The 20,256-nt window shown below is 66.1% G+C and carries 19 protein-coding genes and 6 tRNA genes; 18 read left to right on the top strand and 7 right to left on the bottom strand.

Annotated elements, in window-relative coordinates:
- Nucleotide 1: 1 nt before the first annotated feature.
- From ACQCSV_RS09125 to ACQCSV_RS09105, 5 genes are all read right to left on the bottom strand, one after another.
- Complete coding sequence (locus ACQCSV_RS09125) at nucleotides 2–1,579, bottom strand: RsmB/NOP family class I SAM-dependent RNA methyltransferase (protein WP_426939491.1); 1,578 nt, start codon at nucleotides 1,577–1,579, stop codon at nucleotides 2–4.
- A complete protein-coding gene (fmt, locus tag ACQCSV_RS09120; protein ID WP_426939490.1) occupies nucleotides 1,576–2,496 on the bottom strand; it encodes a methionyl-tRNA formyltransferase in 921 nt (306 codons plus the stop codon). The genes ACQCSV_RS09125 and fmt overlap by 4 nt, the downstream gene beginning before the upstream one ends.
- Nucleotides 2,493–3,071, bottom strand: coding sequence for a peptide deformylase (gene def, locus ACQCSV_RS09115; RefSeq protein ID WP_426939489.1), 579 nt, complete (start codon nucleotides 3,069–3,071; stop codon nucleotides 2,493–2,495). The genes fmt and def overlap by 4 nt, the downstream gene beginning before the upstream one ends.
- Before the next feature lie 108 nt (nucleotides 3,072–3,179).
- Nucleotides 3,180–4,040, bottom strand: coding sequence for a cytochrome (locus ACQCSV_RS09110; protein ID WP_354154277.1), 861 nt, complete (start codon nucleotides 4,038–4,040; stop codon nucleotides 3,180–3,182).
- 94 nt (nucleotides 4,041–4,134) lie between these two features.
- Nucleotides 4,135–4,206 (bottom strand) — tRNA-Val (locus ACQCSV_RS09105).
- 228 nt (nucleotides 4,207–4,434) lie between these two features.
- On the opposite strand from ACQCSV_RS09105, the gene ACQCSV_RS09100 reads away from it, so the two are divergent.
- From ACQCSV_RS09100 to ACQCSV_RS09075, 6 genes are all read left to right on the top strand, one after another.
- Nucleotides 4,435–4,507: transfer RNA gene (locus ACQCSV_RS09100), tRNA-Gly, on the top strand.
- Nucleotides 4,508–4,554: 47 nt separating this feature from the next.
- A tRNA-Cys gene (locus ACQCSV_RS09095) sits at nucleotides 4,555–4,625 on the top strand.
- A 39-nt stretch (nucleotides 4,626–4,664) separates the two neighbouring features.
- A tRNA-Val gene (locus ACQCSV_RS09090) sits at nucleotides 4,665–4,739 on the top strand.
- Nucleotides 4,740–4,797: 58 nt separating this feature from the next.
- Nucleotides 4,798–4,870, top strand: a tRNA-Gly gene (locus ACQCSV_RS09085).
- A 44-nt stretch (nucleotides 4,871–4,914) separates the two neighbouring features.
- Nucleotides 4,915–4,986: transfer RNA gene (locus ACQCSV_RS09080), tRNA-Val, on the top strand.
- Nucleotides 4,987–5,140: 154 nt separating this feature from the next.
- The gene (locus ACQCSV_RS09075) at nucleotides 5,141–5,398 is read left to right on the top strand and encodes an antitoxin (protein ID WP_354154278.1); all 258 of its coding nucleotides are present in this window, start codon (nucleotides 5,141–5,143) and stop codon (nucleotides 5,396–5,398) included.
- A gap of 113 nt (nucleotides 5,399–5,511) precedes the next feature.
- On the opposite strand, the gene zapE is transcribed toward ACQCSV_RS09075, so the two are convergent.
- Nucleotides 5,512–6,549 (bottom strand): cell division protein ZapE, encoded by a 1,038-nt coding sequence (zapE, locus tag ACQCSV_RS09070; protein WP_354165935.1) that lies wholly within the window; start codon nucleotides 6,547–6,549, stop codon nucleotides 5,512–5,514.
- Nucleotides 6,550–6,766: 217 nt separating this feature from the next.
- Between zapE and ACQCSV_RS09065 the strand changes: the two genes are divergently transcribed.
- The 3 genes from ACQCSV_RS09065 to ybaK are packed head-to-tail and all read left to right on the top strand — an operon-like array spanning nucleotide 6,767 to nucleotide 8,672.
- Nucleotides 6,767–7,678: a sulfurtransferase gene (locus ACQCSV_RS09065; protein ID WP_426939488.1), complete on the top strand. Its 912-nt coding sequence runs from the start codon at nucleotides 6,767–6,769 to the stop codon at nucleotides 7,676–7,678.
- A gap of 10 nt (nucleotides 7,679–7,688) precedes the next feature.
- On the top strand, nucleotides 7,689–8,150 hold the full coding sequence (locus ACQCSV_RS09060; protein WP_426939487.1) for a SufE family protein: 462 nt from the start codon (nucleotides 7,689–7,691) through the stop codon (nucleotides 8,148–8,150).
- 24 nt (nucleotides 8,151–8,174) lie between these two features.
- On the top strand, nucleotides 8,175–8,672 hold the full coding sequence (gene ybaK, locus ACQCSV_RS09055; protein WP_426939486.1) for a Cys-tRNA(Pro) deacylase: 498 nt from the start codon (nucleotides 8,175–8,177) through the stop codon (nucleotides 8,670–8,672).
- Here the strand turns inward: ybaK and ACQCSV_RS09050 are convergent.
- Complete coding sequence (locus ACQCSV_RS09050; protein ID WP_354154283.1) at nucleotides 8,669–9,934, bottom strand: alpha/beta fold hydrolase; 1,266 nt, start codon at nucleotides 9,932–9,934, stop codon at nucleotides 8,669–8,671. The genes ybaK and ACQCSV_RS09050 overlap by 4 nt on opposite strands.
- A gap of 157 nt (nucleotides 9,935–10,091) precedes the next feature.
- On the opposite strand from ACQCSV_RS09050, the gene ACQCSV_RS09045 reads away from it, so the two are divergent.
- From ACQCSV_RS09045 to ACQCSV_RS09005, 9 genes are all read left to right on the top strand, one after another.
- Nucleotides 10,092–10,583: a hypothetical protein gene (locus tag ACQCSV_RS09045; protein WP_354154284.1), complete on the top strand. Its 492-nt coding sequence runs from the start codon at nucleotides 10,092–10,094 to the stop codon at nucleotides 10,581–10,583.
- A 14-nt stretch (nucleotides 10,584–10,597) separates the two neighbouring features.
- A complete protein-coding gene (gene msrB / locus ACQCSV_RS09040) occupies nucleotides 10,598–11,107 on the top strand; it encodes a peptide-methionine (R)-S-oxide reductase MsrB (RefSeq protein WP_354154285.1) in 510 nt (169 codons plus the stop codon).
- Between the two features lie 153 nt (nucleotides 11,108–11,260).
- The gene (locus ACQCSV_RS09035; protein ID WP_354154286.1) at nucleotides 11,261–12,628 is read left to right on the top strand and encodes a DUF6421 family protein; all 1,368 of its coding nucleotides are present in this window, start codon (nucleotides 11,261–11,263) and stop codon (nucleotides 12,626–12,628) included.
- Nucleotides 12,625–13,386 carry an SDR family oxidoreductase gene (locus ACQCSV_RS09030; RefSeq protein ID WP_354154287.1) on the top strand — a complete coding sequence of 254 codons (762 nt, stop codon included), beginning with the start codon at nucleotides 12,625–12,627 and terminating at the stop codon, nucleotides 13,384–13,386. The genes ACQCSV_RS09035 and ACQCSV_RS09030 overlap by 4 nt, the downstream gene beginning before the upstream one ends.
- A gap of 90 nt (nucleotides 13,387–13,476) precedes the next feature.
- Nucleotides 13,477–14,592 carry a low specificity L-threonine aldolase gene (locus ACQCSV_RS09025; protein WP_354154416.1) on the top strand — a complete coding sequence of 372 codons (1,116 nt, stop codon included), beginning with the start codon at nucleotides 13,477–13,479 and terminating at the stop codon, nucleotides 14,590–14,592.
- A gap of 61 nt (nucleotides 14,593–14,653) precedes the next feature.
- On the top strand, nucleotides 14,654–15,304 hold the full coding sequence (locus tag ACQCSV_RS09020) for a DUF3000 domain-containing protein (protein WP_354154288.1): 651 nt from the start codon (nucleotides 14,654–14,656) through the stop codon (nucleotides 15,302–15,304).
- A 31-nt stretch (nucleotides 15,305–15,335) separates the two neighbouring features.
- The gene (locus ACQCSV_RS09015; RefSeq protein WP_354154289.1) at nucleotides 15,336–16,664 is read left to right on the top strand and encodes an HRDC domain-containing protein; all 1,329 of its coding nucleotides are present in this window, start codon (nucleotides 15,336–15,338) and stop codon (nucleotides 16,662–16,664) included.
- A gap of 121 nt (nucleotides 16,665–16,785) precedes the next feature.
- Nucleotides 16,786–18,072: a thiolase family protein gene (locus ACQCSV_RS09010; RefSeq protein WP_354154290.1), complete on the top strand. Its 1,287-nt coding sequence runs from the start codon at nucleotides 16,786–16,788 to the stop codon at nucleotides 18,070–18,072.
- A complete protein-coding gene (locus tag ACQCSV_RS09005) occupies nucleotides 18,069–20,246 on the top strand; it encodes a 3-hydroxyacyl-CoA dehydrogenase NAD-binding domain-containing protein (RefSeq protein ID WP_354154291.1) in 2,178 nt (725 codons plus the stop codon). Before ACQCSV_RS09010 ends, ACQCSV_RS09005 begins: the two co-directional genes overlap by 4 nt.
- Nucleotides 20,247–20,256: the final 10 nt, after the last annotated feature.

Here is a 20,256-nt window from a genome sequence, read left to right as displayed (position 1 = left end):
GTCAGGCTTTCTTCCGGATGAGGGCCAGGAACATGGCATCGGTGCTGTGGATGTGCGGCCAGAGCTGCGCGGTGTGTTCGTGCCCGGCGTCCAGGTGGCCGGTCAGGCTGACGCCGTCCAGCACAGCGCCGGCGTCGATCAGTTCTAGGTCCTCGCGCTTGCGCAGCGCATCACTGACGACGGCGGTGGTCTCGGCGGGGTGCGGTGAGCACGTCACATAGGCCACGACGCCGCCGGGTTTGACGGCAGCAAGTGCGGACTTGAGCAGTTGGCGCTGCAGCGGTCCGAGGTCCGTCAGGTCCTTGGGGGTGCGCCGCCAGCGCGACTCGGGGCGGCGGCGCAGGGCGCCGAGCCCGGTGCAGGGCGCGTCGACGAGGACACGGTCAAAGCTCTCCGCCATCTCCGTGCCGACCTCGCGGCCGTCGCCGGTGCGAACATGCCAGATCTCGTGCGGAACTGCGGCCAAAGCCTGCCTGACCAGCTTGGCGCGGTGCGGTGCAGGCTCGTTAGCCAGCAGGGTCGCGCCCTGCTGTCGGGCGAGGGCGCCGAGCAGCGCGGCTTTGCCGCCGGGACCGGCGCAGAGATCGAGCCAGCGTTCGCCTGCCCCGTCGCTGCCGGTACCAAGATCTACGGCGGCCATTGCGCGGGCCACCAGCTGGGAGCCGACATCCTGGACGCGCGTGCTGCCCTCCCTAATGGAGGCGAGCCGGCCCAGGTCGCCGCCGCTGGAGAGCGCCGAGCCTTCAACAAGTTCACCCAGTGTGGCCCCTCCTTCCAGCGCTTCATCCAGGCTGCCCAGGCCTGGCAGTGCAACGAGGTTGACCACCGGAGCTGCGTTATCGGCTTCCAGCAGGTCGTTGATTTCGGTGGCTGACCGCCCGTGGGCCACCAAGGACTGGCGCATCGCCCGGACAATCCATTCGGGGTGGGCGTAGCGAAGGGACGCGATGGTGGTTTCGTCGCTTTCACCGGCGACGAGGACCTCAAGCCATTCCTCCAGCGTGTGCGCCGTGACCTTCCGCAGCACCGCATTGATCAGGGCGGAGGGTCCGGCGCCGATGACGGCGCGGGCCAGACCAACGGTCTGATCCAGGGCGGCGTGGGCCGGGACGCGCATGGCCAGCAGCTGATGGGTGCCGATCCGCAGGGCGTCGAGAATGGCCGGGTCAAGCTGGTCCAGCGGCCGGTCAACGCAGCGGGCCAGGATGGCATCGTAAGTGCCTTGGCCACGCAAGGCCCCGTAGCTGAGCTCGGTGGCGAAGCCGGCGTCGCGCTTGTCCAGTCCGTGATGGCGGATGCGGGACGGGAGCACCAGGTTGGCATAGGCGTCCTCGGCGGCTACGGCGCGCAGGACTTCAAAAGCCACCAGCCTCGCCGGGTCCGCCCGGCGGGTCCGCTGCGCCGGGGCGTTTTCGGTGAAGCTCCGCTGGGAGGGGCGGTTGCGTTCGCGGCCCTGGGCGTTGCGCTGGCTGGAGTCCCGCGGCCCGCCCTTGCCCCGCCCGCTGTTGCCCCGTCCGCCACCGGGGGCGCCGCTTCCGCTGCCGCCCCTGCCGCCTGCATTACCGCCGGATTCGCTCATTCGAAGACCACGCTTTCCAGTGTTGCCATGCCACGCGCCCAATCGGCGGCGGCCATCATCTTTTTGCCCGAAGGCTGGATCCTCGTCAGCTCCACAGCATGGGATCCGGTACCCACCAGGACGCTCTTCCCGTCGAGGAATACCGCGCCGGGCTGCAGGTCAGTGTCACCGGGCCGGAGCCGGACGGGTTCGAGTTTGACGCGCTGTCCGTCCAGGGTGGTCCAGGCACCTGGCTCGGGGGTTACGCCGCGGGCGCGCCTGCCGATCGCCAGGGCGGGCTGCTTCCAGTCAAGCCGGCCGTCATCGATGGTCAGTTTGGGGGCCAGCGAAACGTCGCCGGCCTGCAGCTGCGCAGCTGCGCTCCCGGCCTCGACGGCGGACAGCGTCTGGGCAAGGAGCACACCCCCGCTGTAGGACAGCCGCTCCAGCAGTGCTCCGGCGGTGTCTTCAGGGCCAACGCCTTCGGTCAGCGTTCCGAAGACCGGGCCGGTGTCCAATCCTTCCTCCAGCAGGAAGGTGACTGCGCCGGTGACGTCGTCGCCGGCCATCACGGCCCGCTGCACGGGGGCAGCGCCACGCCAGGCGGGAAGCAGGGAAAAGTGCAGATTGATCCAACCGTGCGGGGGAACATCCAGGGCGGCGCGCGGAATCAGTCCGCCGTAGGCCACGATGGCAGCCACGTCCGGCTTGGCTGTGGCGATCTTCGCCGTCACGGCCTCGTCCACGCGGGCGGCGTGGATGATGTCGATTCCCAGCTCGGCAGCGCGGGCTGCAACGGGCGACGGCGTCAGCACCCGTTTGCGCCCTATCGGTGCGTCGGGACGGGTCAGGACCGCAACGATTTCAAAGCCGGCCGCAATCAGGGCATCGAGGGAGGGGACCGCCACGGCGGGGGTGCCGGCAAAGAGTACCCTCATGTGGTGGTGCCGCCGCCGAAGCTGGCGCCACCGAAACTGGACCCGACCGTCTTGGCGCGCTTCGTCGTCGTGCGTTCCGTGATGGCGTCATAGTTTGCATTGCGGATGGAGCGCAGCGCCGTCTTCCGGTCCACGCCTTCCAGCCTGTCGGTGAACAGGATGCCGTCCAGGTGGTCCGTCTCGTGCTGGAAGCAACGGGCCAGCATGCCCTCCCCCTCTACAGCGACAGGATTCCCGTTGAGGTCGACGCCAGTGGCGCGGGTGGCGCGGAAACGCCGGACCGGGAACGCCAGGCCAGGAATCGACAGGCAACCTTCAACCTGGTCCGCCTGGAAGTCCTCGCTGTTTTCCAGGACCGGATTGATGATGTGGCCCTCTACGCCGTCGATCCGGTAGGTGAAGACCCGCTGGCTGACGCCAATCTGCGGGGCAGCGAGGCCGGCGCCGTCAACGTCCTCCATGGTTTCCGTCATGTCCGCAACCAGTTTGGCGAGCTCAGGACCGAATTCCGTCACGGGATCGGCCACTGTGCGGAGCACAGGATCACCTATGATGCGGATATTCAGAATGGCCATGTGCTGTCTTTCCTCACGGTGGGCGTTAATGGCGAACCTATCCAGTTTAGGTGCAGGGGCACCAGCCGCGGGACTGGGGACAGGCGGACTGGGGACACGCGTGCCCTGCTAGGCGCTGCGGGCCTGCGCGGAGACGGGCGGCGCAACCGGAAGAAGCGCGGAACCGGCGGCGAGCGTATCGGCCGACAGTTCCCAGACCCGTCGCAGGGCGCAGAACTTCCACCAGTGATGCTTGAGGACGTCGGGGTTGGCGCGGACCGGACGGACTTCCGTCTCCCCGATGGCCACAGCCAGCAGCAGCGGGTTCTCGCCGTACTTCCAAGGCTCCCATTCCCCGGCCACGGCATCCACCAGGCTTTCTTCGGCCTTCATGCCCGCCACCAGTTGCATGACCACTTTGTCGTCCAGCGGCTTGACGGTGCCGTCCCGCGTGGTGCCCTTGGTCTTGTAGTCAATAACGCAGATCCGGCCGTTGATTTTGGCCACGAGGTCCAGCGTCCCCGCGTAGCCCACTGACTTGTTCCAGACGGTGATCTCCGGGGCGATGGGCTCCACCCCGTAGAGCTCCCACCATTCATCGAACCGCAGGGCAAAGCCTTCCTCGCCGTTGGCTGCCAGGGCCTCGCGCGTCTCCCTCATGGCGTGGGGACGGCCCAGGGCACGGAGCGCAACCTGCTCGCAGTAGTTATGGACGCGGTCACCGCGCTTGGCTGCCTCGTCGCGGTATTTTTCCGCGGCCTTGGAGGCCCGGTTGACGGCCTGCCGGATTTTCGCCGGACTGCCCAGGCAATCGGCCAGCAGCGGATCCTTCGCTAGGCTGCTCGCCCCCATGAAACCGAACCAGCCGTCCAGTCCGTGCGGCTGCTGGCCGATCACGGTGGTGATGGACGGAACGGAAAACTGCTCGGAGGTGGACCGCGCATACATCCGGCCGTATTCCGTGGCGTGGGCAAGGAGTGGATCAGTCATACAAAGACTCTTTCACAGGGGGCTGACAGAATGGCGGACACACAAAAAAGGTCCGTTTCCGCTCGGCTGAGCGGAAACGGACCAGATTCCTCGGTGGGCGATACTGGGTTCGAACCAGTGACCTCTTCGGTGTGAACGAAGCGCGCTACCACTGCGCCAATCGCCCCGATGCCCTTGAATGCTAGCCGACCCGGCGGGGTTTATGGAAATCGAGCCGGGACCGGCCTTGAATTACACGCCTGTAATTAGAAAGTTCCCCTAGATTGCAGGGATCCAGGGGCATTGCCGCCGTTGCGGCACGTTCGATTTGGAGAATCCTCGAACCTCCTATAGAGTTCTTACTCGTTGGAACGCGAGGAAATGCCCGAAACGGCACGGATTCTGCGGCCCAAATGCGGACGTAGCTCAGCTGGTAGAGCACCACCTTGCCAAGGTGGATGTCGCGAGTTCGAATCTCGTCGTCCGCTCGCAGGACACTGTCACGGCAAAGGTTCTTCGGAATCAGAGCCAACACGGTGGGTTGGCCGAGAGGCGAGGCAGCGGCCTGCAAAGCCGTTCACACGGGTTCGAATCCCGTACCCACCTCGGTGAAAACCATGGATTCCGGTTCAGGCCGGACGAAATGGGCGATTGGCGCAGCGGTAGCGCGCTTCCCTGACACGGAAGAGGTCACTGGTTCGATCCCAGTATCGCCCACCAAGCAAGGAAACTTGCTTCATGCAGTAGGCCAGGCCATCCGCCGGGCTGTACTTCATACGCGGACGTAGCTCAGCTGGTAGAGCACCACCTTGCCAAGGTGGATGTCGCGAGTTCGAATCTCGTCGTCCGCTCTCCACCCCAGTAATAAATCCGAAATGGGCGGATTCCCGGTTCCGGGCGATTGGCGCAGCGGTAGCGCGCTTCCCTGACACGGAAGAGGTCACTGGTTCGATCCCAGTATCGCCCACACACAGCAGCTCCCCGTGAGCTGCTTTTTTGTTGCCCGAAAAGGCCAGCCTCGACTTTACAACATTTGTCACAGCGCTTGGCACCCCCCTGCAGACAGGTCTAGGATCGGTTGCGGAGGAGCAAACTGGCTCCGCGATTGAAGGGAGGTGCTCGTGGGACTGATTGACGATCTTAAGGGCAAGGCTCAGGGTCTCATCCACGGCAACGAGCAGGCCATCAGGGACGGCATCACGAAAGCCGGCGATTTCGTCGACTCAAAGACTGGCGGCAAGTATGCCGGTCACGTGGACAAAGTCCAGGAGGGCGCTTCCAAATTCGTTGACGCAAATGACGGAACGCCCGGCGATGCACCTGCCACCGAGCAGGCTCCGCCCGTCACCCCGGTTCCGCCGGTTGACAAGGCTCCGTAACAAGGATTTGGCCTGGGCTCTGCCCTAGCACGTCAAGGGGGCGCGGGTCCCGCCGGGAGGCGGCACCCGCGCCTTTGGCATTTAACTGAAGGCCCGGCTTCCCCGGCCGATGCCTAGGACGGCTCGTGGTTCTGGCCCTCGCGGGCCAGTGCGGTCAGGCGGGACACCGCACGGAAATACTTCTTGGTGTACCCTCCGTGCATCATCTCGTCTGTGAAGAGCTTGTCGAAGGGCACGCCGCTGGCCAGGATGGGCACATCCTTGTCGTACAGCCGGTCCGCCAACACTACGAACCGAAGCGCCACGGCCTGCTCGGTGATGGTCTCCACGTTGCGCCACACGACGCCGTCGATGCCGTCGATGAGTTGCCGGTAACGGCTTGGGTGGACACCGGCAAGGTGGCCGATCAGAGAACTGAATTCGTCCTCCGCCACGGTCTTGCCGTCGAACTCGGCCTTCATCTGCGCAGCGAGCTGGCTGTTCTTCAGCGGTGCCGGAGCGGCGGGCAATCCACGGTGGCGGAAGTCCTCACCGTCAATCCTGATGACGTCGAACTGGTCCGCAAGAACCTGGATTTCACGGGCAAAGTCGACGGCGGCAAAGCGGCCGTCACCCAGCGAACCCGGCAGGGTGTTGGACGTAGCAGCAAGCTTGACGCCGGCGTCGGCCAGCTCACGCATCAAACGGGACATCAGCACTGTGTCGCCCGGATCATCCAGCTCAAATTCGTCAATGCACACCAGCTTGTAGTGGCTCAGGGCTTCAACAGTCTTGCGGAAGGACAGTGCCCCCACGAGGTTGGTGTATTCAACAAAGGTGCCAAAGGCTTTGGGGCCCGGCGCGGCATGCCACAGCGAAGCGAGGAGGTGGGTTTTCCCGACGCCGAATCCGCCGTCGAGGTAGATCCCCGCCCGGGTTGCGACCTTCTTGGTGAAGAGCTTCTTGAACAGGCCGTCGCCGTCACCGGCTCCAACTCCCCCGGCGAACGCCTCCAGGGCCTTGACCGCCGCCGCCTGGGACGGCTGGTTCGGGTCCGGCCGGTAGCTGGCAAAGGAGACCTGGCCAAACCGTGGGGACGGATAAAACCCTTTGAGGAGCTCATCCACCGAAACCGCCGGAGTGCGGGCGGCAAGCTGTTCGATCTGTACCAAGGTGGTCCGTTCTGCTGGTGGGTTGTCCCCAGAAAGAATACCGGCAACGGCCCGGGCCTCCCCCGCCATCCTGCTGGCACGGGGCCATGGCGTGACGAAGGCCATATTTCCCACTGTTAACAAGGTGACGGACAGGGCGGCCAGCCGTGGCTAGGGTGGGAGGCAGGTTTTCCTTCTTCAGCAGATCCGCCCTGTGTCTCAGTGAAAGGCCAACACAATGTCCTACGCAGTTGAACAAAACGAGAAGTTCGCCGCCTACGCCAACCCGGAGCGTCTGGTATCCACCGAGTGGCTTGCCGCCGCACTTGAGTCTGGCGCCCTTGTGGATGGAAAGCTTGTGGTGGTCGAGTCCGACGAGGACGTCCTCCTTTACGAGACCGGCCACATCCCCGGATCCGTGAAAATCGACTGGCACACGGACCTTAACGATGAAGTGACACGCGATTACGTGAACGGCGAGGCCTTCGCGGCCCTGGCCGCTGCCAAGGGCATCTCCCGCGACACCACGGTGGTCATCTACGGGGACAAGTCCAACTGGTGGGCGGCCTATGCCCTCTGGGTCTTTACCCTGTTCGGGCACGAGGACGTCCGACTGCTCGACGGCGGCCGGGACAAGTGGATCGCCGAGGGCCGCGACCTGACCACGGACCGGACAGTCCCGGCGTCCGGCGACTACCCGCTGGTGGAGCGCAACGACGCCCCCATCCGCGCGTTCAAGGACGATGTACTGGCACACTTCGGCAAGCCTCTGATCGACGTACGCTCCCCCGAGGAATACACCGGCCAGCGGACCCACATGCCGGCCTATCCGGAAGAAGGCGCGCTCCGCGGCGGCCACATTCCCACGGCAGCATCCATTCCCTGGGCACGCGCCGCCGCGCCGGACGGAACGTACCGCAGCCGGGAAGAGCTCGAAGCCCTATACCTGGGCGAGGCCGGCCTGACCGCCGGCGACGACGTGGTGGCGTACTGCCGCATCGGCGAACGTTCCAGCCACACCTGGTTCGCGCTCAAGTACTTGCTGGGTTTTGAAACTGTCCGGAACTACGACGGTTCCTGGACCGAGTGGGGCAACGCCGTACGGGTTCCGATCGCGAAGGGCACCGAACGCGGCACGGTCCCGGCGTAAACTGGAACAAATGACTACACATGACCTGCCCGCCGCTTTGGCGGAAATCGTTGACGACTTCCAGGCCCTGAGCGAACCTGACCGGCTTCAGTTGCTGCTGGAGTTCTCGCGCGAACTGCCGGAGCTGCCGGACCGGCTGAAGGACCACCCCGAACTCCTGGAGAAGGTGGTGGAATGCCAGTCGCCGCTGTTCCTTGCCATTGAGACGGAAAAGAACGACGCCGGCCCGGCCGGCGCCATTCGGCTCTACTTCAAGGCGCCACCGGAAGCCCCCACCACGCGGGGGTTCGCGGGTGTGCTCCATGAGGGACTCGACGGACTCAGCGCCGCCGAAATCCTGGGTGTGCCGGACGACATGCCGGAGCTGCTGGGCCTGACAAGGGCCATCACGCCCCTGCGGATGCGCGGCATGACCGCCATGCTGGGACGGATCAAGCGCAAGGTCGCTGCTGATTCCCGGCCCACATCCTGATCCCCTGACAGGGAACTGAACGCTTTGGCACGCAAGAGTTCTTCAAACGGAACGCCGGCCACCGCCGCACTGGCTGCAGCCGGCGTTTCCTGCGTACTGCATCCGTATGCCCACGATCCTTCCGCCGCCAGCTTCGGCACGGAAGCCGCCGAGGCCCTGGGCATTGCACCCGAAAAGGTCTTCAAAACCCTCATGGTCGATGTGGAGGGCCGGCTGGCTGTCGGAGTCGTGCCGGTCAGCGGAAACCTTGACCTCAAGGCATTCGCTGCCGCCCTGGGTGCCAAGAAGGCTTCGATGGCAGACCCCGCAGTTGCGGAACGCCGCAGCGGCTACGTCCTCGGCGGGATCTCGCCTCTTGGCCAGCGGCAGTCATCGCCCACAGTGGTGGATAGCAGCGCCCTTGATCTGGGGACGATGCTGGTTTCCGGTGGTAAGCGTGGCCTGGACGTCGAGCTTGCGCCGGCGGACCTCATCCGGCTGACGTCCGCTGTGACAGCCGCCATCGGCACCCGCACGCCTTAGCGGTTCTGCCCGGGATTAAGCCGCGGAGCCAACTGAGGCCGAAGCCACGCCTTGATCAGGTTCTCCCAGCGCCCGGGATCGACGTTCCATTCCTTCGTGTGCCTGGCGTGATTGAACGTCTCGAACGTGACCATGTCCGGATTCCGCTCGGCCAGGAGGGCGGAGGGTTCATAGGGAACGTACTCGTCATCAACGCTGTGGATGATCAGGGTGGGCGTCCGGACTTCGACGGCGCGCGCCACCCAGTCCATGGCCTTGAGGTCCACGGGTGCGGCCAGGCCGGTGAGCCTGCGGCCCACGGGGTGGCCCAGCATCAGCTGCCCGTAGCGGCCAACGAGGGACGGAATGCGGTTTATCTGCGCATGGTGGGCCAGCACATTGACCCAGTTGATGACGGGCGCGTCCAGGACCATGGCCCGGATCAGGTGACGGTGCGGCGAGAGATCGGCCGTCTGCAGGCAGATGGCACCGCCCATGGACCAGCCAAAGAGGACAATTTCCTCGGCGCCGCCGGCCAGGGCGAACTCGATGGCGGCCTCCACATCATGCCATTCCGTGGATCCCAGCCCGTACCGGCCGTCCTTGGCTGATGGCGCCAACCCGTCGTTCCGGTATGAGACAAGCAGGCTGGTGAGCCCCAATTCGAGTGCGGGGCCTACCGCCCGGAGGCCCTCCTGGCGGGTGGCCCCCCGGCCATGAACCATAATTGCCCAGGTCCTGGACGTCCCGCCGGCCCGGACCAGCCATGCCGGTGCCGTGCCGCCGTCGACCTCAATCAGCACGTCCTCGGCCGCAATGCCGGCGGTGGCGGGATCCGGGTAAATCGCACCGCTCCACCATCCGCGGCGCGCCGTGTCGAGATCGCCGGCATAGACGGCTTCCACTTCGCGCAGGACCGTGCCGTCCGCCGGCGAATAGGACACAATCCGCCCGATCCGGGCGTGCCCCTTGCCGCCGTCGAAAAACAACCCATAGACGCCCACCACTGTGGTCTCCGGAGTTGCTGTCAGGATGACCTGCCGGCCGCCGCCTTCCCGGAGCACAGCGAGGACTTCCTGGTCCGCCGTCCGCTGCCGGACGGGAGTGATCACACGCCTGGCGAAATAGAGGGCCAGCGCGGAGGACCCTGTGGCCAGCAGTCCGGCAAGCGCCCCGCCGCCAATGACGCCGCCTAGCGCCCATTTGGCGCGCAGCGACATGCGGCCGCCAGCCTGGATCGGAACTGCCGCCGTCAACGTGGGGGTGCGCGTGGAAGGTGCCATGGAACCATTCTTACTGCCGCAGGCGGGTTGACCATATTCCGTCCGGCCCGTGGCGCCGGAATTCTGCCGGCTCCGAGGACTCCGCGCGTCTAAGGCCACAACCACCATGCGGCCCCAAATGGATGCAGGCGCCGGTACGCACGACTAGGCTGATGCCATGAGCGATCCAATCGTCATCCTGACCGAAGAACCCCTGGGCGCGGACGACCGCGTCAACATAGAACGGCTGGTGGACGGGCAGGACACGCCCCTTGTCGTGCTGGTTCCAGGTAACACTGAACGGCACCTGCTGGTGGATTTTCTCGAGAATCTCTCCCTGCTGGACGTCGCTAAAGCGTTCCGCGAACTGACCGCCCACGCCCCGGACCCCTCCGCTGAACGGGCCGAGGCCGCGGAGACGCTGGCCGTCTCGCTGACTGCCCTGGCGGGGCTGGGCGCAGGAGTCACGGGCGAGGTGGTGGACGGTGGAGCCGTCAACGGCCTTGTGTCCAAAGTCAAAGAGCTTGGCGCAGCCCAGGCAGTGGTGGTCACCCGTCCGCACGCAGTGGCGGATACGTTCCACACCGACTGGGCCAACAAAGCCCAGGACCAGCTGGGGCTCCCCGTTCTCCACCTGTACGCCGGTTCGGGATTTATCGGCGACTCCTGAGCGTTGAGCTGACTATGAGCATCTTTGGTAAGAACATTTTCGACAAGAAGGCCACGGATTCGGTCCCGGATCCGGCCGCCGACGCCGTCGCTGCGGAACCTGCATACCGGAAATCCGACGCCGAGTGGCGGCAGGAACTCACGCCGGAGGAGTATCACGTGCTGCGGCAGGCGGGTACGGAGCGCCCCTTCACGGGAGAGTATGTGGACACCCATGCGGAGGGTGTCTACCAATGCCGCGCCTGTGGAACCGAGCTCTTCAGGAGCAACGAAAAATTTGACTCGCATTGCGGCTGGCCGTCCTTTTGGGCACCGCTCGCCACAGGCACCGTCCGCTACATCCACGACCGGACGCTCGGCATGAAGCGGGTCGAGGTCCGGTGCGCCAACTGTGACTCGCACCTGGGCCACGTGTTTGAAGGCGAGGGCTACGGAACGCCCACAGACCAGCGTTTCTGCATTAATTCGGTGTCCCTGAAACTGATGCCGCGCGGCGGTGCCGGGGAAGAATCCGCGGAGTCCTGAGTCCGCCAGCCGTGGTTCCGCCTATGTCCGGCGGACCCACGGGGCGCCTCGAGCCCGAGATTCTCTTATGCTTAGGCTCTATTTGAGTTAGGGACTCTGGTTGCTTGCTACGCTCACGGTAGATGCCCAAGCAATGAGAAAGGCAGTCGAACCATGACCGTCACCGTGACCGGCGCCCCACCAAGGATCACCGCCGAAAATCCCTCCTGGCTCCGCCTCCGGAGCGCCGCCGAGTCCCTGCAGGAGCTGCAGATCAAGGACGGCTCCGTACCCGACGCAGGCAACCACCCAGCCGCAGCGGCCGAAGTTGCCGAGCTCACAGAGTCGCTCACCGAGCTGGCACCGCTGTTCCCGCACGACGCGGCCTACCTTGACGCCGTCGTCGCTGATTTCCAGGCGTGGGCCAAAGCGGGCTTCGGTGAGCCGGACTTCCTGTCGTCACTGCTGGCGTTCCAGCCCCAGCTGCAGCGCCAGGATGGCCTGCCGCACGTTGTCATCTTCCCCATGTACACCCAGAACGGAAGCACCAGCCGGCTGGTGGAGGCCGTGCTGATCGAGGTCATCTGGCCCGATTTTGTGGCCGGCCTTGAGGCAGGGGACTATTCCAACAAGCTGTTTGTGCCGATCAGGTTCCTGGACTTCACCCGCGGCTATGACACCAACTCGGCGGTGCTGTTCCCCGAAACGGTTGCCGTCCGGGAAACACCCACCTTCACCTGGGGCGCCATTTTTGCAGACCGCGAAGCTGCCCGCTTCCGGAGGGTCCTGCGCGCAGCCGCAGACATCACCTCCCTGGACCTGCCCGCCGGTGCCGCGGAACTCCTAGCCGACCAGGAACTGACCGAGGCCACGTTTGTGATGTGGGACCTGATCCATGACCGGACCCACATGCGCGGCGACCTGCCCTTTGACCCGTTCATGATCAAGCAGCGGATGCCCTACTTCCTGTATTCGCTCGAAGAACTGCGCTGCGACCTTACAGCCTTCCGCGAATCTGTCCGGATCGAACAGGACGAAGACGCCGGGCCGGAAGCACGCCGGCACGCGAAACTGGTGCAGTACGCCATCATCTACGACCGGATCTTCCGCTTCGCGATCACCGGCAACCGGGTGCGCAACTACGACGGCCTCGGCGGGCAGCTGCTCTTCGCCTGGCTGCACCAGCACCACGCCCTGCACTGGACCGACAGCCGGCTCAGCATCGACTGGGACCAGGTGCCGGACGCGGTGATCGCCCTCGGCGCCTCGATCGACGAGCTCTACTGGCGCTCCATTGACCGGCCGAAGATGGCCCACTGGCTTGCCGCGTACCAGCTGATCTCCGCCACAGTCACGCCCAACCCGGCATCAACCTGGGCGAAGGGCCCCGACGCACTTCCGGTTGCCGGTCCGCCGCGCGGCCTGACGGACCAGGTGCTGGATGACGAATTTCCGCTGTCCATGTTCTATGAAGCCTTGGAGAAGAAAATGCGAGCCGTCATCGACTCCACCGCCGGCATTACCGGAGCGTCCGCGCTGTGAGCGTATCCGGCGGCCCGCGCGTTGTCCCTGCTCCGGACCGTGCCCCAGGGCTGAATGTCCTGGTCACCGGCGGTAGCGGACCCTCCGGGATCGCGGTGGCCCGGGCCCTGCGCCAGGCGGGGTTCCGGGTCTTCACGGTCGGCTCGGACAGGACGCGCATCGATGCCGCCGCAACAAAAGCGGGCGACGGCGTCACTCCCCTGGTGTGCGATCTCGAGGATCCCGCTGACGTCCAGGTTCTCCGGACGGCCCTGGCGGGCACCGCCGGAGCGATGGACGGAGTCATCCACCTTGTGGGCGGCTGGCGTGGTGCCTCGGGCATCACGGACCAGAGCGACGCCGACTGGGACTTCCTGGAGCGCGGTGCCATCACCACGCTCCGGAACGTCTCCCGGGCCTTCTACGCCGACCTGGCCGCCGCCGGAACCGGACGGTTTGCCATGGTGTCCTCCACGGCGGTGGACAAGCCCACCGCAATGACGGCCAGCTACGTGGCGGCGAAGGCCGCCGCCGAGACCTGGACGCTTGCGATGGCGGAGGGACTGGCCCGCGAGGCCGCGGATAACGGCACCGCCTTGCGCGGCGCCGCCGTCGTCCTGGTGGTGAAAGCGCTGGTGGACGCGGAACTCCGGACGGCGCACCCGGAACGGACGTTCCCCGGTGCCACCGACGTCGAGGACCTGGCCGCCGCCGTCGTCGGACTGTTCAGCCGCCCGGCAGGCGAACTGAACGGCCGGCGCCTGCTCCTTGCCCCGTGACCGCAACATCCCCTAGCCGCAACGCCTCTGACGGACTGCCCCCTGACCGGCCGGACCCGACCTCCCTAAACTGAGAACGTGAGCAAACCAATGACAACAACGGCAGATGCCGCCCCCCGGCTTGAAAATCCCTCAGCCCGGCTGCATGACGCGTCCGTCCGCGGTTTCGCATCGGACAACTACTCCGGTGTGCACCCCGAGGTCCTGGCCGCTCTCGCGGCCGCCAACGAGGGCCACCAGGTCTCCTACGGCGAAGACGACTACACGGCGCGGCTGAAGGGTCTCATGGAGGAGCATTTCGGCCCCGGCATCGAATGTTTTCCTGTGTTCAACGGTACAGGGGCCAACGTGTTGTCCCTGCAGTCGTTGCTCCCGCGCTGGGGTGCTGTGGTGTGCGCTTCGACGGCGCACATCAACATGGACGAAAACGGTGCTCCGGAACGGATCGGCGGGATCAAACTCCTGCATGTCCCCACCCCCGACGGCAAGCTGACACCGGAGCTGATTGACCGCGAGGCGTGGGGCTGGGGGGATGAACACCGGGCGCAGCCGCTGGCCGTGTCCATCACCCAGACCACCGAGCTCGGCACGTGCTACACCCCGGATGAAGTCCGGGCCATCGCCGATCATGCACACGCCAAAGGCATGAAACTCCACATGGACGGCGCCCGGCTGGCCAACGCCGCCGCGCACCTGAACGTGCCGCTGCGGGCTTTCACGCGCGACGCCGGGGTGGACATCCTCTCCTTCGGTGGCACCAAGAACGGACTGCTGTACGGCGAAGTGGTGGTTGCTCTGAACCCCGAAGCGGCCCACGGCCTGATATTCCTGCGCAAGATGAACATGCAGCTTGCCTCCAAAATGCGCTTCCTGTCCGCCCAGTTCATCGCCCTGCTGGAAGGCGACCTGTGGCTCCGTTCGGCGTCGCACGCCAACGCCATGGCCGCCCGCCTCCGCGCCGCGGTGGACACAATCGAGGGCGTGGAGCCCACGCAGGAGACGGAGTCCAACGGCGTGTTTGCCGTCCTGCCTGCCGGCATAGCTGACCGGCTGCGGGAGTCCTTCCGGTTCTACGACTGGGATGAAGCCGCCCGCGAGGTCCGGTGGATGTGCTCCTTCGACACCAGCGAAGATGATGTCGACGCCTTTGTGGCCGCGATCCGACGGGAACTTGCGGCCCACCACGCGGACACGGAAGCCGGATAGCATGGACCGGCCGACGGCGAGCCTGCACTGGGAGCCCTCTGCTGTTGCGTAATCTGCGAAGGTGAACGCACTAGCCCAGGTTCCCCCGGAATTTGTCCACGCCTTGGGATCCCTCAGGAAGGCCCAATGCCGGAGTGAGCTGCGCCTGGCGGAAATTCCCGCCCCGGCGCGCCTGGCACCGTTCGCAGTGGCACTCGGGGCCGAAGTCATGGCGTCCGGACCGGGCAGCGGCACCACGCCCGTCCACGGGCCCGCCGCCATGGCCCTGGCCGCGGCGTCCGGCACCGCGGACGACGACGACACCGAGCTGGCCACGGGCCGATTCATCCTGCTGCACGACCCCGACGGCTCAGCAGTCTGGGACGGCGAATTCCGGATTGTCACCTACATCCGGGCCCAGCTCGAGCCCGAAATGGGCAACGACGAAATGCTGGGCACGGTCGCCTGGACCTGGCTGGTGGAGGCCCTGGAGAATCACAAGGCCCCCTACCGGGCGGCCGGCGGGACCGCCACGCGGGTCCTGTCGGAGAGCTTTGGAACACTTTCCGACCGGCCCGGGTCGATCGATATCGAGCTGCGCGCCTCCTGGACTCCGGCGTCTTCGGACGTCACTGCCCATCTGGAGGCATGGTCCGACATGGTCTGCACGTTCGCCGGCCTCCCCCCTCTGCCCGACGGCGTCGCGGCCCTTCCGCGCCGGCGCCGGAACTAGGGATGTCCCTTGTCGGTAAACTGAAGGCATCATGACCCCTCATATTCCCGAAAACACCACGGCCGGCGCTCCGGCTGCTGATACCACTCCCCACATCACGGTGGAAGGCTTCGATAGCCAGGTCCCCGTAGTCATTGACCTCGATGCACCGCGCGACGGCGTGCCGCTGGTTATTGAATCGCAGTCCGGGCTGGAGCGGTGTGCGGCAGCCATCGCCGCCGGAACAGGTCCCGCAGGGGTTGACGCAGAACGGGCCTCGGGATTCCGGTACGGCCAGCGCGCGTTCCTGGTGCAGATCCGGCGCGAAGGCTCCGGCACCTGGCTGATCGATCCTGAACCGTTCGAGAACCTGTCCATCATCAACGATGCGCTCCAGGGGGTGGAATGGATCCTGCACGCAGCCAGCCAGGACCTGCCCTGCCTGCTCGAGCTGGGCATGTGGCCGGACAGGCTCTTTGACACGGAACTCGCTGCCCGGCTGGCCGGACTGCCCCGAGTTGGCCTGGCCGCCGTTATCGAACAACTGCTCGGCTTTGGCCTGGCGAAGGAACATTCGGCCGCCGACTGGTCCACCCGGCCCCTCCCCGAGCCATGGCTGCGCTACGCCGCCCTGGACGTTGAAGTCCTGACCGAACTGCGCGAAGAACTCATCGAGCTGCTGCAGGACGACGGCAAGCTGGACTACGCGGAGCAGGAATTTGCCGCGATCCTTGCCGCCGGAGTGGCCCCGCCCCGGGTTGACCCCTGGCGCAAGACGTCGGGCCTGCACCAGATCCGCGACCGGCGCCAGCTGGCCGCGGTCCGCGAGATGTGGCTGGAGCGCGATTCCCTGGCACAGAAACGCGATGTGGCGCCGGGCCGGCTGATTCCTGATTCCGCCTTGGTGTCCGCCGCCAAAGCCATGCCGTCCACCGTTCCTCAGCTGCTTGGTACCAAGGGCTTCCATGGCCGTGCGGCTCAGCGTGAGGCACCCCGGTGGCTCCGGTGCATAGCCGCTGCCCGCGATCTTGAGGACCTCCCGCCGCTGCACCTGCCCACGAACGCACCGCCCCCGCCGCGGGTGTGGTCGGATCGCGACCCCGAGGCCGCGGCACGCCTGTCCACCGCCCGCCCCCTCCTGCAGGCGAAAGCGGAGGAACTGAACCTTCCGGTGGAGAACCTGCTGACGCCGGACTACCTGCGCCGCGTGGCGTGGCGTCCGCCGTCGGACATTACCGAAGAAGCGGTCTCCGCTGACCTGCGCACCCTCGGTGCCCGCGAATGGCAGGTCGGCGTGGTAGCACCGCTTCTTACTGACGCGTTCCTCAACCCGCAACCGCGACCGTTCAAGGAAGCCAGGGAAACGGCGGCGCCGGAGTAAACGCCCCTTCACGGAGCCTTGCACACCATATTACTGACGAGTAACATGGTGTGCACTGCCGTCCTGCCGAGCGCTGCCCGTTGGCCTCCGGACGGCGCCAACGTCTCGATGAGGAGTAAACGTGAGCCACCACGGAAGCAGCGGATCCCCGCGAACTGTCCGCGACGTCGTTTTTGTTGACGGCGTCCGCACACCCTTCGGCCGGGCCGGCGAGAAAGGCATCTACGCCGGAACCCGCGCCGATGACCTGATGGTGAAGTGCATCCGCGAACTTCTGCGCCGCAACCCCACCCTGCCCCCGGCCCGGATCGACGAAGTCGCTGTTGCCGCCACCACCCAGACCGGCGACCAGGGACTGACCCTCGGCCGCACGGCCGCCCTTCTGGCAGGGCTCCCCCGCACCGTCCCCGGCTTCGCCATCGACCGCATGTGCGCCGGCGCCATGACCGCAGTGACCACAACGGCGAGCGGCATCGGCTTCGGCGCCTACGACGTCGTCATCGCCGGCGGTGTAGAGCACATGGGCAACCACCCGATGGGCTCCGGCGCCGATCCAAACCCGCGTTTTATGTCCGAGCGGCTGGTTGACCCCGCCGACCTGAACATGGGCAACACGGCCGAAAACCTGCACGACCGTTTTCCCGCCATCACGAAGGAACGCTCGGACGCCTACGCCGTTGCCTCGCAGGACAAACTGGCAGCCGCCTACGCACAGGGCCAGATCCAGCCCGACCTCGTTCCGGTCGCTACCCTGAAGCCGGGACAGGGCTGGACGGTGAACAGCATTGATGAGCCGCCCCGCCCGGGCACCACGCTCGAGGACCTGGCGGCCCTGCGGACTCCCTTCCGCGCCCACGGCCGCGTGACGGCAGGTAACGCGGCCGGCCTGAACGACGGCGCCACGGCCGCTGTCCTCGCTTCCTCGGAAGCGGCCGCGGAACTGGGTCTGCCAGTCAAGATGCGGCTGGTCAGCTACGCCTACGCCGGCGTCGAACCGGAGGTCATGGGCATCGGCCCCGTACCCGCCACCGAAAAGGCTCTGAAGAACGCCGGCCTCAGCATTGAGGACATCGGACTTTTCGAGATCAATGAAGCGTTTGCCGTGCAGGTTTTGAGTTTCCTGGACCACTTTGGAATTTCCGACGACGACCCCCGGGTCAACCGCTACGGCGGCGCCATCGCCGTGGGCCACCCTCTCGCCTCCTCCGGGGTCAGGCTGATGAACCAGCTTGCCCGGCAGTTCGAAGATGACCCCTCCGTCCGGTACGGGATCACCACCATGTGCATAGGCTTGGGCATGGGCGCCACCGTCATCTGGGAAAACCCGCACCACCCCCATTACAGCGGTGCCGTCGCAGCAGACGGCCACGAAGCAGTCACAGCAGCCACCACCGAAGGAGCCGCATGAGCGCCGCCGATTTCACCAAGCTTGCCGAGCTCTTCCCCGACGAAACCGTGACCCACTCGTACGTCCAGGACATCAGGCTGCCGGCGGCCGCCGGCCAGCAGAGCCCCGGGGTGTTCGCGCTGATCACCCTGGACAACGGCCTGGACCATTCCAAGCCCACCACGCTGGGACCCAATACCCTCGTAAAACTGGGCACGGTCCTCGAAGGCCTGAAGGAACGTGCGGCCCGCGGCGAGATCGTGGGTGTAGGGGTGACCGGCAAGCCCTACTTCCTCGTGGCCGGCGCCGACCTGTCGGCGGTGAAGTCGCTGGAGAACCGCGATCATGGCTTGTGGATGGCGCAGCTCGGGCATGACGTTTATGCCACGCTGGCCAACCTCGGCGTCCCCAGCTTCGCCTTCATCAACGGCGTTGCCCTGGGCGGCGGCCTGGAGATCGCCCTGCAGTCCACGTACCGCACGGTGTCCACCGGCGCCGGCGCACTGGCGCTGCCCGAGGCCTTCATCGGCCTGGTCCCCGGCTGGGGCGGGGTCTACATCCTGCCGCGGCTGATCGGTCCCGAGAACGCCGTCAAGGTGATGATCGAGAACCCGCTCAGCAACAACCGGACGCTCAACGGTCCGCAGGCCTTACAGCTCGGCATCGCCGACGCCCTGTTCGAACCGGCAGACTTCCTGGAACAGTCGCTCGCCTGGGCGGCCACGGTGATCACCGGCGAGACGGTCCCGGAGCGGGCCAATGCTGTGGACCCGGCTGACCCCGCTGTTGCCGGGCGCTGGTCCGCAGCCGTCGGCGCCGGCCGGACCTTCGTGGAGGCCAAGACCTCCAACGCCTCCCCTGCACCGGCCAAGGTTCTGGACATCCTCGAAGCCAACCGGACCATGTCCCAGGCAGAATCCGCCGCCCTTGAGTGCGAAACCCTTGCCGGCCTGATGCAGACAGACGAGTTCCGCGCCACGGTTTACGCGTTCCTGGATTTGGTCCAGAAGCGTTCCAAGCGGCCCGCCGGCGCACCGGACCGGAAGCTGGCACGGCCGGTCACCAAGGTCGGCGTTGTGGGGGCGGGCCTCATGGCCAGCCAACTCGCCCTTCTGTTCGCCCGCCAACTCAAGGTCCCCGTGGTGATGACGGACATCGACCAGGCCCGCGTGGACAAGGGCGTGGGATACGTCCATGCCGAGGTGGACAAGCTCCTGGGCAAAAGCCGGATCAGCCAGGACGCAGCCAACCGCACCAAGGCGCTGGTCACCGGATCGGTCTCCAAGGAGGCCTTCGCGGACGCCGACTTTGTTATCGAGGCTGTCTTCGAAGAGCTGAACGTCAAGAAGCAGGTCTTCGCCGAGGTGGAGGCAATTGTCTCGCCGGACTGCATCCTCGCCACCAACACGTCCTCGCTGTCCGTCACGGCCATGGCCGAAGACCTCGCGCACCCGGAACGGCTGGTGGGCTTCCACTTCTTCAACCCGGTGGCCGTGATGCCGCTGCTCGAAATCGTACGCGCGCCCAAGACTGACGACGCCGTGCTGGCCACCGCTTTTGAGCTCGCCAAGGGCCTGAAGAAAAGCGCGGTCCTGGTCAAGGATGCGCCGGCCTTTGTGGTCAACAGGATCCTGCTGCGGCTTATGGGCGAAGTGACGGCTGCCTTCGACGAGGGAACCCCTGCCGACGTTGCCGACACCTCGCTGCGCCCCATGGGCCTGCCGATGACCCCGTTTACGCTCGGTGCCATGGTGGGCCTGCCGGTGGCCCAGCATGTCCAGGAGTCCCTGAACGCCGCCTTCGGAGACCGCTTCGCCGTGTCCACGAACCTGCAGAAACTGATCGAGAACGGCGTGAAATCTCTCTGGGTCCCGGCGGCCGACGGCTCCCAGGAGATCCCGGAGTCCACCCTGTCGCTGATGTCCTTCGGCACGTCAGCGTCCAGCGGGGATGATGTGCTGCGCCGTGTCCAGGATGCCCTGGCCGAGGAGATCGGGCTGATGCTGGATGAGGGCGTGGTGGCCGGTCCTGAAGACATCGACCTCTGCATGATCCTCGGCGCGGGCTGGCCAATGTTCCTGGGCGGCATCACACCGTACCTGGACCGGGTGGGCGCCTCAGAGCGGGTCAATGGCAAGCGGTTCCTGACTCCCGGAGTCGCGTCCGCCGCGTCGGTGTCCCCGGTCCCAGCCTGACCCGCGCCTG

This window comes from Pseudarthrobacter sp. S3, assembly GCF_050156905.1.
Lineage (GTDB): Bacteria > Actinomycetota > Actinomycetes > Actinomycetales > Micrococcaceae > Arthrobacter.
Note: the sequence above shows the minus strand (reverse complement) of the source record. Positions and strands in the feature narration are given on the sequence as shown.

Excerpts from the sequence above, each read along its gene's own strand:
- ACQCSV_RS09065 (WP_426939488.1), top strand. The coding sequence starts at position 6,767 with ATGTCCTACGCAGTTGAACAAAACGAGAAGTTCGCCGCCTACGCCAAC.
- msrB (WP_354154285.1), top strand. The coding sequence starts at position 10,598 with ATGAGCATCTTTGGTAAGAACATTTTCGACAAGAAGGCCACGGATTCG.
- ACQCSV_RS09035 (WP_354154286.1), top strand. The coding sequence starts at position 11,261 with ATGACCGTCACCGTGACCGGCGCCCCACCAAGGATCACCGCCGAAAAT.
- ACQCSV_RS09060 (WP_426939487.1), top strand. The coding sequence starts at position 7,689 with ATGACTACACATGACCTGCCCGCCGCTTTGGCGGAAATCGTTGACGAC.
- ACQCSV_RS09025 (WP_354154416.1), top strand. The coding sequence starts at position 13,477 with ATGACAACAACGGCAGATGCCGCCCCCCGGCTTGAAAATCCCTCAGCC.
- ACQCSV_RS09125 (WP_426939491.1), bottom strand. The coding sequence starts at position 1,579 with ATGAGCGAATCCGGCGGTAATGCAGGCGGCAGGGGCGGCAGCGGAAGC.
- ACQCSV_RS09050 (WP_354154283.1), bottom strand. The coding sequence starts at position 9,934 with ATGGCACCTTCCACGCGCACCCCCACGTTGACGGCGGCAGTTCCGATC.
- def (WP_426939489.1), bottom strand. The coding sequence starts at position 3,071 with ATGGCCATTCTGAATATCCGCATCATAGGTGATCCTGTGCTCCGCACA.
- ACQCSV_RS09015 (WP_354154289.1), top strand. The coding sequence starts at position 15,336 with ATGACCCCTCATATTCCCGAAAACACCACGGCCGGCGCTCCGGCTGCT.
- ACQCSV_RS09045 (WP_354154284.1), top strand. The coding sequence starts at position 10,092 with ATGAGCGATCCAATCGTCATCCTGACCGAAGAACCCCTGGGCGCGGAC.
- fmt (WP_426939490.1), bottom strand. The coding sequence starts at position 2,496 with ATGAGGGTACTCTTTGCCGGCACCCCCGCCGTGGCGGTCCCCTCCCTC.
- ACQCSV_RS09110 (WP_354154277.1), bottom strand. The coding sequence starts at position 4,040 with ATGACTGATCCACTCCTTGCCCACGCCACGGAATACGGCCGGATGTAT.
- ACQCSV_RS09005 (WP_354154291.1), top strand. The coding sequence starts at position 18,069 with ATGAGCGCCGCCGATTTCACCAAGCTTGCCGAGCTCTTCCCCGACGAA.